12 protein-coding genes are annotated in these 13,726 nt (G+C 66.8%); 3 read left to right on the top strand and 9 right to left on the bottom strand.

Annotated features, from left to right (window positions below; all coding sequences use genetic code 11):
- Nucleotides 1-627 carry a CGNR zinc finger domain-containing protein gene (locus ACFTSF_RS41135; protein WP_380160974.1) on the bottom strand — a complete coding sequence of 209 codons (627 nt, stop codon included), beginning with the start codon at nt 625-627 and terminating at the stop codon, nt 1-3.
- A gap of 60 nt (nt 628-687) precedes the next feature.
- On the opposite strand from ACFTSF_RS41135, the gene ACFTSF_RS41130 reads away from it, so the two are divergent.
- The gene (locus ACFTSF_RS41130; protein WP_380160972.1) at nt 688-1,053 is read left to right on the top strand and encodes a nuclear transport factor 2 family protein; all 366 of its coding nucleotides are present in this window, start codon (nt 688-690) and stop codon (nt 1,051-1,053) included.
- Here the strand turns inward: ACFTSF_RS41130 and trxA are convergent.
- The gene (trxA, locus tag ACFTSF_RS41125) at nt 1,050-1,385 is read right to left on the bottom strand and encodes a thioredoxin (protein ID WP_380160970.1); all 336 of its coding nucleotides are present in this window, start codon (nt 1,383-1,385) and stop codon (nt 1,050-1,052) included. The two genes, ACFTSF_RS41130 and trxA, sit on opposite strands and share 4 nt — an antisense overlap.
- Nucleotides 1,382-1,750 (bottom strand): MerR family transcriptional regulator, encoded by a 369-nt coding sequence (locus ACFTSF_RS41120; RefSeq protein ID WP_380160968.1) that lies wholly within the window; start codon nt 1,748-1,750, stop codon nt 1,382-1,384. The genes trxA and ACFTSF_RS41120 overlap by 4 nt, the downstream gene beginning before the upstream one ends.
- Nucleotides 1,751-1,916: 166 nt before the next feature.
- Between ACFTSF_RS41120 and ACFTSF_RS41115 the strand changes: the two genes are divergently transcribed.
- Nucleotides 1,917-8,348, top strand: coding sequence for an RHS repeat domain-containing protein (locus ACFTSF_RS41115; RefSeq protein WP_380160967.1), 6,432 nt, complete (start codon nt 1,917-1,919; stop codon nt 8,346-8,348).
- A gap of 9 nt (nt 8,349-8,357) precedes the next feature.
- A complete protein-coding gene (locus ACFTSF_RS41110; RefSeq protein WP_344164325.1) occupies nt 8,358-8,693 on the top strand; it encodes a hypothetical protein in 336 nt (111 codons plus the stop codon).
- Between the two features lie 9 nt (nt 8,694-8,702).
- Here ACFTSF_RS41110 and ACFTSF_RS41105 read toward each other — a convergent pair whose 3' ends face one another.
- The 6 genes from ACFTSF_RS41105 to dxr all read right to left on the bottom strand — a co-directional run bounded on the left by ACFTSF_RS41105 (nt 8,703) and on the right by dxr (nt 13,711).
- Nucleotides 8,703-9,260, bottom strand: coding sequence for a nucleosidase (locus ACFTSF_RS41105; RefSeq protein ID WP_380160964.1), 558 nt, complete (start codon nt 9,258-9,260; stop codon nt 8,703-8,705).
- Nucleotide 9,261: 1 nt separating this feature from the next.
- Nucleotides 9,262-9,681 (bottom strand): PIN domain nuclease, encoded by a 420-nt coding sequence (locus ACFTSF_RS41100; RefSeq protein ID WP_380160962.1) that lies wholly within the window; start codon nt 9,679-9,681, stop codon nt 9,262-9,264.
- The gene (locus ACFTSF_RS41095; protein WP_380160960.1) at nt 9,681-9,935 is read right to left on the bottom strand and encodes a type II toxin-antitoxin system VapB family antitoxin; all 255 of its coding nucleotides are present in this window, start codon (nt 9,933-9,935) and stop codon (nt 9,681-9,683) included. The genes ACFTSF_RS41100 and ACFTSF_RS41095 overlap by 1 nt, the downstream gene beginning before the upstream one ends.
- 84 nt (nt 9,936-10,019) lie before the next feature.
- The gene (ispG, locus tag ACFTSF_RS41090; RefSeq protein WP_380160958.1) at nt 10,020-11,171 is read right to left on the bottom strand and encodes a flavodoxin-dependent (E)-4-hydroxy-3-methylbut-2-enyl-diphosphate synthase; all 1,152 of its coding nucleotides are present in this window, start codon (nt 11,169-11,171) and stop codon (nt 10,020-10,022) included.
- Between the two features lie 21 nt (nt 11,172-11,192).
- Nucleotides 11,193-12,503, bottom strand: coding sequence for a M50 family metallopeptidase (locus tag ACFTSF_RS41085; protein WP_380160956.1), 1,311 nt, complete (start codon nt 12,501-12,503; stop codon nt 11,193-11,195).
- On the bottom strand, nt 12,500-13,711 hold the full coding sequence (gene dxr, locus ACFTSF_RS41080) for a 1-deoxy-D-xylulose-5-phosphate reductoisomerase (RefSeq protein WP_380160954.1): 1,212 nt from the start codon (nt 13,709-13,711) through the stop codon (nt 12,500-12,502). The genes ACFTSF_RS41085 and dxr overlap by 4 nt, the downstream gene beginning before the upstream one ends.
- Nucleotides 13,712-13,726: the final 15 nt, after the last annotated feature.

Below are 13,726 nucleotides of genomic sequence, written 5' to 3'. Positions count from 1 at the left end.
CTAGTCGCTGTGGCGGGTGCGGTAGTTGCCGACTTTGTGGCGATTACCGCACCGCTGCATCGAGCACCAGCGGCGGTTGCCGGGGCGTGAGGTGTCGTAGAACATCAGGGCGCAGTTGCTGCCCTGGCACATCCGTAGGCGGGAGACGCGGTCACTCCCGATGATCTCGACCAGGTCCTGGGCGGCTGCGCCCAGGACCTGTCGCGTTGTGATGGGGGTCTGCCAGCGGATGGCGCCTTGCTCGTCCAACTCGGGGCGCGGCGTGTCCCCTACCGTGGCGTTGAGGTACTCGCGATCCGCCGCTGTCAGACCTCGCGCGGTGATTCCGGGAACGTCCTTCGCGTCGGGGATCAGACCCGGTACGACGTGCCACAGCATCGTGCGGAATTCCTTCAGGCGGGTGAGATCGGCCTTGGTGATCCGCACGTCTTCCGCCGTGAAGGGGAGGTCCGCGGCCAGGTACGACTCGGCCAGCCAGGCTGCGGCGTCCTCCGGGGTATGCAACTGCTCGTAGCGGTCCCACGGTGGTGTGCCGCCGCTGAGGATCAGCTCGATGGCGAAACTGCCCGGGTCGAAGGTGTGACTGACACCGTCCGAGCCGGTCAGACGTCTTGCCCCTGGCTTCATGTAACCACTATAGTCGGTGTCGCACACCGGTATAACCAGTTACAGCTTGAAGGAGACGTCATGACCGTCACCGAAACCCTGCTCGAGCTCGAAGACCAGCTGTGGCGCGCGAACCGCGAAGGCGACGGATCCTTCTACGCGCACTGGCTCCGCAACGACGCCCTCGCGGTCAGCAAGTACGGCATCATCGACAAGGCCGCCGCCGTACCGGGGATCCAGGCGAACCACAATCCGTACCTGAAGACCCCGCGCACCGACGAGAAGGTGATCGTCGTCGACGACACCACGGCGATCGTCACCTACCGCGTCGAGGTGACCGTGCTGGTCGACGGCGCCGAAACGGTGTTCCCGTCGTACGCGAGCAGTGTGTGGAACAACGGATCCGGCGAGTGGCGGGTCGTGTTCCACCAGCAGACGGCTCTTTAGACCGTCGCGAGTAGGGCGTCGTCGAGTTCCTTGAGGAGTTTGGCCTTGGGGCGGGCGCCGACGACTGCCCAGATCGGCCGGCCGTGGTGGAAGAGCATCATGGTCGGCAATGCCATTACGCGGTAGTTCGCGGAGATGACCGGGTTCTCGTCGGCGTTGATCTTCACCACCGTCAGCTGATCGTTGCGCTCGGCACCGACCTGTGTGAGGATCGGCAGCAGCTGGTGGCAGGGTCCGCACCACTGCGCCCAGAACTCCGCCAGTACTGGCTTGTCCGCCCGCAGTACCAGCTCGTCGAAGGTGGTCTCGTCGACCTCTTGTAGATCACTCATCGTTGTTTCGTCCTCCAGCTCTCGGCATCGGTCAGGAGGCCGGTCAGCTTGCCTCGCAACTCGGTGAGCTCGGCAATCCGCCGATCCACCTCGGCGATCCGGATCCGGTACGCCGTCAGCGACGCCGGGCACACGTCGGCCCGGTCGTTGCCGGCGCGCAGGCACTCGATGAACGGGTACGTCTGCTCCGCAGTCAGCCCAAGACTCAGCAACGCCTTCACCTCGCGCACGATCACCACGTCCTCGGCGTCGTACGCGCGGTACCCGTTGGACTCCCGGCGCGGCTTCAGCAGTCCCTGTGACTCGTAGTACCGCACTGCCTTCACCGTCACCCCGGCCGCTGCCGCCAGATCCCCGATCCGCATTCCGCCTCCTCGTGCTCCCACGCTAAACCTTGCCCCCAGGGGCAAGGTCAAGTCTGCCGTACCCGGAGCACCGTCACTGTCTTCGACCTGCGTCGAACGGGTTGCCGGTTGCGATGTGAATCGTTGGAATGGCAGCGCCCACTCATCTCGCCGAGAGGACGCACGCATGCGCCTCCCCCGCCCGAGCTCGAAGCGCGCCCGGCACACCACCCGGATCGCGCTCTCGACGACCACTGCCCTCGCGCTGCTCGCGACCGTCTGGGGGCCTGCTGCCCAAGCGGCCCCGGTACGCGACGACCCGGCGTGGAAGCCCACGAAACAGAAGTCCGTCCCCACCAAGCCGTTCACACCGATCCCGAAGCCGGCAGACCCGGCCGAAGCCGCGGCTGCGAAGGCGCGCCCGGCGAAGGTGAGTTGGCCGACCGACGGTGCGGCCGACCTGGCTCTTCCGGCACCGAAGTCCGGCACGCAGGCCCAGCTGGCCGGCAGCCTGGCCGCCGGTCCCAAGGTGCGGGCCGGCACGCTGCCGATCTGGGTCGGTACGCCGGCCGCCCATTCGGCGGCCGCGGCCACCGCGGTCGCCGCGAGTACGCCGAGCAAGGTACACGTCGGCCTCAGCCGCCGCGGCACCGACAGCCTGGAACTGAAGGTGAACCGCGCCGACGGTATCGCCAAGAGCGGCAAGGTCTCCCTGCAGCTGCGCTACGAGGACTTCCGGGACGCCTTCGGTGGCGACTGGTCCCAGCGCCTGCGAGTGATCGACCAGCGAACCGGTCGCCCGATCGCCGTACAGAACAACGGGAACGGCAACCTCACTGCTGACGTCCCGGTCGGCGCGGAGGCCTCGACCTTCACAGTCGCAGCCGCTGCTGCCGGCGGCACCGGCAACTTCGGCGCCTCGCAGCTCGCCCCGACCGCCACCTGGCAGGTCGGCGGCTCCTCCGGCGACTTCGCCTGGCAATACCCCATGAACGTCCCACCAAGCAACGGCGGCCCGACCCCCAAGCTGAGCCTGGACTACAGCTCGGGCGGCGTCGATGGCCGCACCTCAGCCACCAACAACCAGCCCTCCTGGGGCGGGCAAGGCTTCGACCTACAGCCCGGCGGATCCATCGAGCAACGGTTCGCGTCCTGCGCCTCGAAAACCGAGCAGTCCGGCAACAACGGCACCAAGATCACCGGCGACATGTGCTGGGCCGGCGAGAACGCGACGTTCACGCTGAACGGCAAGGGCGGTGAACTGGTCCGCGACGACACCACCAAGACCTGGCACCCGCGCGCCGACGACGGCTCGGTGATCGAAAAGCTCAACGGCGCCGACAACGGCGACGACGGCCGCACCGACGCCGAGAAAGGCGAGCACTGGCGGCTGACCACCAAGGACGGCACCAAGTACTACTTCGGTCTCAACAAGTTGCCCGGCGCAACCACCCAGCGCACCAACTCCGGCTGGACCGTCCCGGTCTACGGCAACCACTCCGGCGAACAGTGCTTCACCGCCGGCAACTTCGCCGCATCGTCGTGCCAGCAGATCTACAAGTGGAACCTCGACTACGTCGTCGACAGGCAAGGCAACACGATGAGCCTGTTCTACGACACCGAGACCAACTACTACGGCAAGAACCAGACCGCCACCGACGTGGCGCCGTACATCCGTGGCGGCAACATCCGCACGATCGAGTACGGCCAGCGCGACGGTGCCACCTTCAGCACCCCGGCCGTCGGCAAGGTCGAGTTCACCACCACCGAACGCTGCCGCGACGGCAGCGGCTGCTCGGCCCCCGACGACTACCCCGACACGCCGCTCGACCAGCGCTGCATGGGACCGAACAACACCAAGCCGGACAAGTGCGAGAACAAGCACAACGCCAGCTTCTTCACCACCAAGAAGCTGAGCAAGGTCAGCACCTATGTCTACCGCGGCTCCGGCTTCGATCTGGTCAGCAGCTGGAACCTGCGCCACAGCTTCCCGGAAAACGGTGACAACACCAAGCCCGGCCTCTGGCTGGAAGGCATCTCGTACGCCGGTCACGTCGGCAACGCCGGCGGCATCGCGATCCCCGAAGTGAACCTCGACGGCATCCAGCTCGCCAACCGCGTCGACGAGGTCGGCGACAACCTGCCGAAGATGAACTGGTGGCGCGTCAACCGCGTCTCCTACGGCACCGGCGGCGAACTCGCCATCGACTACTACCCGACCGACTGCAAGCCCGGCGACGTACCACCGGCCGACACCAACGGACGCCGCTGCCACCCGATGAAGTGGACTCCCCCGGGCTCGACCACCGAGCGCCAGGACTGGTTCCACAAGTACGTCGTCAAGTCCGTGATCGAAACGGATCGCATCTCGGGCAACGAGCCGACTGTCACCACCGTGGAGTACCCGGGCGCCCCGGCGTGGCGGCACGACGACGAGGACGGCCTGGTCGAGATCGGCCAGAAGACCTGGTCCCAGTGGCGCGGGTACGACCGCACCATCGTCCGCAAAGGCAACGTCGGCGGCCCCCAGACCGTCACCGAGAACCGATTCTTCCGCGGCATGGACGGCGACAAACTCGCCGCCGGCGGCGTGAAAGACGTCAAGGTCGAAGACTCCACCGGTGCCAAGGTCGAAGACCAAGCGCCGCTGTCGGGTCAGCCGCTCGAGACGCGCACCTTCAACGGCACCCAAGAGGTCCAGCGCACCATCAACGACCAGTGGGTCTCCGGTGCCACGTCGACCCGGGTCCGCTCGTGGGCCACGGTCAGCGCCTTCCAGGTCGAGCAGGGCGGTAACCGGCAGACCGAGCAGCTGGCCGGTGGCGGTGAGCGCAAGAGTCAGGCGTTCAACACTTACGACGCCGACGGCGTACTGAAGAGCAAGACAGATCTCAACGACCTGAGTACGACCGCCGACGACAGTTGCACGAGTTTCGAGTACACCTCGAACCCGGGCGCGGGGATCAGCGAGGTTCCCAAGCGGGAGCTCACCGTCGCAGTTGCCTGTGGCAAGCCGTACACCAAAGAGCAGGTGATCGAGGACAACCGGACCTACTACGACGACGCGTCGTCACTGGACGCTGCACCGACCAAGGCCAACGTGACGAAGTCCGAGCGCCTCTCGGGTTTCGCGGCCGACGGCACTCCGCAGTACCAGGTCGCCGGTCTGACGAAGTACGACGCCCTCGGTCGCGCGACCGAGATGACGAACCCGAAGGGTGAGACCAGCAAGGTCACCTACACCCCGGCCGGTCCGGGCCCGGTGACGAGTGTCGAGTCGACCAAGCCCAATGGCCAGAAAACCGTCGTCGAACTCGAGCCGGCCTGGGGCCAGCAAGTGGCTACCACGGACGAGGCCGGGAAGCGGACCGAGGCGATCTACGACCCGCTCGGCCGCACCACCAAGGTCTGGTACCCCGGCCGCACCGGCGCCGTGACGGCGAAGGCCGCCAAGGCCGGCACCAACGTCGCCGGACTGTCCGCGGCCGCGGACAACGCCGCCGTACCGGACGTCTCCTACAGCTACGGCATCTTCGACAACTCACCGCTGACAGTGACCACCACCACGCTGCAGACCGATGGCAGCACCGACGCGGAGGTCCAGATCTACGACGGTCTGATGCGTCCGCGCCAGAGCAAGGAGTCGCTGCGCACCGGTGGGACCGTCGTCAGCGACGTCAAGTACGACAGCCGCGGCCTCGAGGTCAAGGAGAACGGGCCGTACTACCAGGACACCCCGGTGACGGAGAAGCTGGTCACCCCGGTCGAGGAGGAACTCCCCACCCAGAAGCTCACTCTGTACGACTTGGCCGGACGACCGACCACCGAGCAGGTCAAGTCTTTCAACCGGGTGCTCTGGGAGACCAAGCACACCTACTCCGGCGACAGCGAGACCGTCGACCCGCCCAGCGGCGAGACTCCGATCACCCGGATCACCGACGTCCAGGGCCGCCTGCTCGAAATGCGCCAGTACACGGGCGACTCGGCGACGGGCGCCTACGACAAGACGACGTACGGGTACAACCAGCGTGGCCAGCTGGCCGAGGTCACCGACCCGGCCGGGAACAAGTGGGGCTACGAGTACGACGTCCGCGGCCGCAAGATCAAGGAGGTCGACCCGGACAAGGGCACCACCACGTACGCCTACGACGACGTCGACAAGGTCAGCACCCAGACCGACAGTCGCGGGCAGACGCTCGCCTTCGAGTACGACGTGCTCGGCCGGACGACCGCCGTCCGCGAGGGCTCGGCCACCGGTCCGAAGCGGGCCGAGTTCGTGTTCGACACGCTGCTCGCCGGGATGCCGACGTCGTCCACTCGCTACGACAAGGACGGCAACGCCTACACCAACCGGATCACCGGCTACGACGCCCGCGGGCGGGCCACCGGCAACGAGTACGTGATCCCGGCGAACGAGGGCAAGCTGGCCGGCACGTACAAGTTCAGCAGCACCTATCGCGACGACGGCCAGCTCGACACCGAAACCCTGCCGGGTGTCGGTGGGCTGCCGGGCGAGACACTCAGCTACGGCTACAACGGCAAGGACCAGCCGACCACGCTGGCGTCCGGAAGCACATCGTACGTGCGTGGAACGACGTACACCGCCTTCGGTGAGGCCGAGTCGATCACGATGGGCTCGACCAACGGCAAGTGGACGTCGATCGGTTACAGCTACGAGGAAGGCACCCGCCGGCTCTCGAAGGTGACCACCGAGCGGGAGATGTCGCCGAGCCTGGTCTCCGAGGTGGAGTACGGGTACGACGACTCGGGCAACATCAAGCAGGTTGTCGACCGGCCGTCGTCGCTGAGCGGAGAGCAGACCGACACCCAGTGCTTCAGCTACGACTACCTGCGCCGGATGACCGGCGCTTGGACGCCGAAGCCGGGCGAGGACAACGCACCGGGTGACTGCAGCACGGCTCCGAGCGCCGCCGCACTTGGCGGGCCCGCGCCGTACTGGCACAGCTGGACCTTCGACAAGGTCGGCAACCGCAAGACCGAGACCAAGACCTCGGCCGCGGGTTCGACGACCGCGACGTACAACTACCCCGCTGCCGGCCAGGCCAGGCCGCACGCGGTGCAGAGCGTCGTCACCACCGGAACCGGCATGCCGGCCGGGGGCCGCACCGACACCTACACCTACAACGAGGCCGGTGACCGGACGGCGCGGTCCGTCGGCGGGGTCGGCGAGTCGTACACCTGGAACTTCGAGGACGACCTGGAGAAGGTCACCAAGAACGGCCAGGACACGTCGTTCCTGTACGACGCCAACGGTGAACGGCTGATCCGGCGCGACAACACCGGTACGACGCTTTACCTCGGCGACACCGAACTCCTGCTCAAGCCCGGCGCGACCGAGGCCGAAGGCACGCGGCACTACGAGTTCGGCGGCAAGACCGTGGCGGTGCGGACCAAGGGCCAGCTGTACTGGCTCGGCGCCGACCACCACGGAACGTCGACCACGGCGATCGCCGACAACGCGACCCAGACCGTCCAGCGCCGGCGCGAAGACCCGTACGGTAACCAGCGCGGCACCGCGCCGGCGAGCTGGCCCGGCCAGCGTGGCTTCGTCGGCGGCACCAACGACCCGACGACCGGACTCGTGCATCTCGGTGCCCGGGAGTACGACCCGACCATCGGCAAGTTCATCTCGGTCGACCCGCAACTCGACAACACCGATCCGCAGTCGCTGAACGCCTACGTGTACGGGAACAACAACCCGATCACGTTCAGCGACCCCGACGGGATGTCCTGGTTCAGCAGCATCGTCGAGAGCATCAAGACCGTCGCGACCACGGTGACGAACCGGGTGGTGGAGACCGTCAAGGAGACGGTCAACGTCGCCTCGACGGTGGTCAACTGGGTCAAGGACACCGCGACCCAGACCTTCGAAGCGATCAAGTACGTCGTCACGCACCCGGTCGAAGTCATCAAGAAGATCGAGAAGACCGTCAAGACGGTGGTGAAGACCGCGATCAAGGTGGCGGTCAAGGTCGCCAAGAAGGTCAACGAGATCCGCAAGGACCCGATCGGGTCGATCAAGAAGGCCGCCAAGGCGGTGGTCAAAACAGCGGTCGCGGTGGCCCACGGGGTCAAGGCCGCGGCGGTGAAGGCGGCCAAGTGGGTCTACGAGAACCGCAAGATGATCCTCCAGGTCGTCGCCGAGATCGCCATCACGGTCGCCCTGACGGCCGTCACCGGTGGTATCGCCGGAGCCGCGATGCTGGCGGTTCGCGGGGTGATGATGGCCGGCCGGGTCGCGTCCGCGGCGAAACGGCTCAGTACGGTCGTGAAGGGTGTCGGGCAAGCCATCCAGAAGGCCAACGCGAACCGGAAGCTCGAGCGGATCTTCGACAAACCCAGCCGGATCCTCGACAAGGATCCCGCGAAGATCAAGTCGGTCGTGGAGAAGTCCGGCAACTACAAGACCGGAACGCTCGGCCGGGGCAGCGCGAAGGGACGCGGCTTCAAGGCCCAGGAGGTCAACGACGCCGGCAACCTGACCGGACGTAACCTCCAGTGGCATCCCGGCGGAGGGCATCATGGACCCAACCCGTACTGGAAGGTCTCCAGCGGCAAGGGCACCGAGCGCATCGGCCACGATCTCACGAACATCTAAGGACGCACGATGACCGACAACTCGCGACAACTGATCGCCTTGCTGCGAGCGGTGGCCCGGCTGGCGCTGCCCGCAGCAGATCAGGAGGCCTATCTCGCGGGGATCGGAGTAGGTGACCTCGCCGACGAGCTCGCGCTCGAGGTCGAGGACGCACCACAACTGGGAGTTCAGCTCGGCCTCACGCAGGCCGAGCTGGACCTCCTGACCGCGATCGACCAACTCCTCGATCAGATGTCCGGACCCGGCAATGAAAAGCTGTGGCGCGGACCGGCCCTGCACACCGACGAACGCTGGGCACAGGTTCGTCAGCTAGCTCGCCAGTTCCTCTTCCTGCAAGGACAATGACCTCACGCACTACGCTCGTTCGCGCACGTAGTGCGTGACCCACTCCCCCAGGGCCTTCGCGCTGGTGTCGACGAGGGTCGGCCAGTCGAGGGCGGCGTCGTCGGCGGCGTCCGAGACGTGCTTGACGACCTTCACCGGTACGCCGAACTCGCGGCAGGCGTAGACGACGCCGTACGCCTCCATGTCGACCAGATGCGCCCGCTCCGCGAGCCTCGCCCGTACGGCGGGGTCGGCCACGAACACGTCGCCCGAGGCGAGCACCGTGCCGTCGCCACCCTCGACGGGCAACTCGTCCTGCGGGTCCAAGCCGATCGCGCGGATCGCATCGACGTTCAGGTCGTGGTTGATCACCGTGCTCGGCAGATAGATTCCCGACAGCCCGTCGCGCAGCGCGCCCGTCGTACCGACGTTCAGCACCACCAGGTCCGAGGTATCGCGCGAAGCCAGCATCCGAGCCGTAGCCACCGCTGCCGGCGTCTTGCCAGCCCCGGTGATCAGCACCGGCAACCCCTCCGGCAGATACCGCGCCTCACCCCGAACCGCACTCACCACAAGGTAGTCAGTCATCTCAGAGAGATCCCCTCGGAACGATCCACTCGACCGGCTGCCCAGTCACCTTCGCGATCCGGTCATAGTCGTCGTCATAGTGCAGCACTGTGTACCCAGCCAGCTCCGCTGTGGCGGCGATGATCAGATCCGGCAGGCTGAAGTTGCGGTGCTGACTCTTCTTCGCCAACGTGCGATGGATGTCCAACGCGCGATCCATTGCCTCAGCGGTGACATCTAGCTGTCGCTGGCCATGGAGCGCGCCCCACAGCCGCTCGTACCACTGCGGATCGGGAGCGTTGTTCAAGTATTCGAGGGAAGTCATCTGACAGGTCGCGAGCCGGCCCTCGAGCAGCAGCGACTGGAATCTCTGCAACGCCTTGGACGACCGCAACTGACAAACATAGGCCGACGTGTCAGCCAGGAAGATGTTGCCGGCCATCACGCGCTTCGGTCCTCCCGGGCGCGTTCGATCAGGCCCTCGAGGTCACGACCCCCGCCGTAACGCCAGGCATCGGCCGACCCCGAGAAGTCCATCGGGGCACTGGCGAAGATCTCCGCGATCTCTCGCCCCTTCCGGCGCACAGCGAGCTCCCGCAGGGCGCCGTTGATCGTCTCGACCTTGCTGTCGGTGCCCAGCTCGGCACGAGCGGCGTCCAGCCACTCGTCATTCACGTCCACGGAGATGCGCGTCATGACTGAAATGCTACACCAAGAGCGGCGCATCTGATGCACCAAGCTTCGACCGATTACTGCACCAATAGGTACTCCGAGTACCTATCAGCCGACGGTGACAGTTGGTTCGCCGGCGGCGGTGGTTTCGCCCATTTCTTCGGCGATGCGGAGGGCTTCTTCGATCAGGGTCTCGACGATCTTGGACTCGGGGACGGTCTTGATGACCTCGCCCTTGACGAAGATCTGGCCCTTGCCGTTGCCGGAGGCGACGCCGAGGTCGGCTTCGCGGGCTTCGCCGGGGCCGTTGACGACGCAGCCCATGACGGCGACGCGGAGCGGGACCTCCATACCTTCGAGGCCGGCGGTGACCTGCTCGGCCAGGGTGTAGACGTCGACCTGGGCGCGGCCGCAGGAGGGGCAGGAGACGATCTCGAGTTTGCGCTCGCGCAGGTTCAGCGACTGCAGGATCTGCAGGCCGACCTTGACCTCCTCGACCGGCGGGGCCGAGAGGGAGACGCGGATGGTGTCGCCGATGCCCTTGGAGAGCAGGGCGCCGAAGGCGGTGGCGGACTTGATGGTGCCCTGGAAGGCGGGGCCGGCCTCGGTGACGCCGAGGTGCAGGGGCCAGTCGCCACGCTCGGAGAGCAGCTCGTAGGCGCGGACCATGATGACCGGGTCGTTGTGCTTGACGGAGATCTTGAAGTCGTGGAAGCCGTGCTCCTCGAACAGCGACGCCTCCCAGACCGCGGACTCGACCAGCGCCTCGGGGGTGGCCTTGCCGTACTTCTTCAGCAGTCGCGGGTCCAGCGAACCGGCGTTGACGCCGATCCGGATCGAGGTGCCGTGGTCCTTGGCGGCGGCCGCGATCTCCTTGACCTGGTCGTCGAACTTGCGGATGTTGCCCGGGTTCACCCGAACCGCCGCACAGCCGGCCTCGATCGCGGTGAACACGTACTTCGGCTGGAAGTGGATGTCGGCGATCACCGGGATCTGCGAGTGCTGGGCGATCTCCGCCAGCGCGTCGGCGTCGTCCTGCGACGGGCAGGCGACCCGGACGATGTCACAGCCGGCCGCGGTCAGCTCCGCGATCTGCTGCAGCGTGGTGTTGACGTCGGAGGTCAGCGTCGTGGTCATCGACTGCACCGAGACCGGCGCGTCGCCGCCGACCAGCACCTTGCCCACCTTGATCTGGCGGGTCTTACGGCGCGGGGCCAGGACGGGCGGCGGCAGCGCGGGCATGCCCAGGGAGATGCTCATGATTCCTTACTCGGTTGAGGGTCAGCCGTTGAACAGACGGATCGGGTTCACGATGTCGGCGATGACGAGCAGCACACCCATCACCGTGATCACGCTCGCCATCACGTACGCGATCGGGAGCAGTTTGGCGACGTCGACGTACCCGGGGTCGGGGCGGCCGAACAGCCTCGCGAAGCCGCGCCGGATGCCTTCCCAGATCGCGCCGATCATGTGGCCGCCGTCGAGCGGCAGCAGCGGGATGAAGTTGAACAGGGCCAGGAAGAGATTCAGCGAGGCCAGCAGCGAGATCAGGAAGGCGATCCGCTCACCACCGGTCAGGGACTGGTTCGACGCGATCTCGCCGGCCACCCGGCTGGCGCCGACGACGCTCATCGGGCTGTTCTCGTCGCGTTCACCGCCGACGATCGACTTCGCGACGCCGACCAGCTTCTGCGGGAAGTTGCCGATCGCCTTCACCGTGGCGACGGTCAGCTCGCCCATCTTGTCGACGACGAACGCCGGCCCCTGCCGCTCCAGCTTCATCTCCGGGGAGACGCCCAGGAAGCCGACCGAGACGAACTTGTCCGACCCGGCCTCCTTCGGGACCTGGTTCACGATCGTGTTGGTGCGCAGGGTCTGCTGCGCACCGTTGCGCTCGACAACGATCGTCGCGGGCTTGTCGGTGTTCGCGCGGATCAGCGGGGTGAGCTGGTCCCAGCTGGAGATCTGGGTGCCGTTGAACGACACGATCCGGTCGCCGACCTGGAATCCGGCGGTCTTGGCCGGCGACACCGTGTCGGCGTCGGTGCACTTGCGGTCCACGCTGGCCTGGCTCGCCGGGATCACGCAGTCGGTGACCGTGGACACGGTCGTCTGCGCGACATTGGCGCCGTACAGCATGAAGAGTCCGCCGAACAGCACGAACGCGATCGCGACGTTGACCAGTGGGCCGGACGCCATCACGATCAGCTTCTGCCACCACGGCTTCTGGTAGAAGAGCCGTCCGTTGTCGGCGGGGTCGATGGTCTCGTACTCCGCGTTGCGCGCGTTCTCGGCGATCGACTGGATCGGGCCGGTGCTGGCCTTCCGCACCTTGCCGGGATCCTGACCCTTCGCCGGCGGCAGCATGCCGATGATCCGGACGAAACCACCGGCCGGGATCGCCTTGAAGCCGTACTCGGTCTCGCCGCGCTTGGTCGACCAGACCGTCCGGCCGAAGCCGACGAAGAACTGGGTGACCTTCATCCCGAACGCCTTGGCCGGGAGCATGTGACCCATCTCGTGCAGAGCCACCGAGACGATGATCCCGAGGGCGAACACCACGATGCCGAGGATCGTGAGCAGTGCGGTCATGCGTTCGTGGTCTCCTGTACTCCGGTGATCTCGCGAGCCCGCGTCCGCGCCCAGGCATCCGCGGCCAGGACGTCGTCGACGGACAGCTCCTCGTACGAGGGTACGTCGTGATCGGTCAGCACCCGGGCCACTGTGTCGACGATCGCCAGGAACGGCAGCCGGCCGTCCCGGAACGCCTGCACGCAGACCTCGTTCGCCGCGTTGAAGACGGCGGGAGCGGTACCGCCGCGGGTCCCGGCCTCGCGGGCCAGACCGACGGCCGGGAACGCCTCGTCGTCGAGCGGGAGGAACTGCCAACTGCTCGCCGTAGCCCAGTCCCACGGCGGCGACGCGTCCGCTATCCGGTCGGGCCACCCTAGACCGAGCGCGATCGGCAGCGTCATGGTCGGCGGCGAGACCTGCGCGATGGTGGATCCGTCGTGGAACTCGACCATCGAGTGCACCGCCTGCTGCGGGTGTACGACGACCTCGACGCGCTCCATCGGAATTCCGAAGAGCAGGTGCGCCTCGATCAGCTCGAGCCCCTTGTTGACCAGTGTCGCGGAGTTGATCGTGACGACCGGGCCCATCGCGAAGTTCGGGTGGGCAAGCGCTTGCTCCACGGTCACCTCGGCGAGCTCACTGCGCTTGCGACCGAGGAACGGCCCGCCGCTCGCAGTTAGCAGGAGCTTGCGGACCTCATCGGGCGCGCCGCCGCGCAGGCATTGCGCGATCGCGCTGTGCTCGGAGTCGACCGGCACGATCTGCCCGGGCTTCACCCGCCGGGTGACCACCGGGCCGCCGATGACGAGCGACTCCTTGTTCGCCAGGGCGAGCGTGTTGCCTGCGTCGAGCGCGGCCAGCGTCGGGTGCAGACCGACCGAACCAGTGATGCCATTCAGTACGACGTCGCACGGGGTCGCGGCCAGTTCGCTCGACGCGTCCGGGCCGGTGATGATCTTCGGAATCCGGAACTCGCCTTGCGCATACCCCTGGCGTTGCGCCTCGGCGTAGAACGCCAGCTGCAGATCCTGCGCCACCGTGGCCTTGGCGACGGCAACCACCTCGACCTCGAACGCCAGCGCCTGCTCGGCCAGCAGCCCGACGTTGTCCCCGCCGGCCGACAGCCCGAGCACCCGGAACCGGTCGCGATTGCGCCCGATGAGCTCAAGAGCCTGGGTGCCGATCGAACCGGTCGAGCCGAGGATGACGACGGTGCGCGGATTCACGTCGCCATCATCCCA

The sequence above is a fragment of the Kribbella sp. NPDC056951 genome (assembly GCF_042674205.1).
GTDB classification, from domain to species: Bacteria; Actinomycetota; Actinomycetes; order Propionibacteriales; family Kribbellaceae; genus Kribbella; species Kribbella yunnanensis.
Note: the sequence above shows the minus strand (reverse complement) of the source record. Positions and strands in the feature narration are given on the sequence as shown.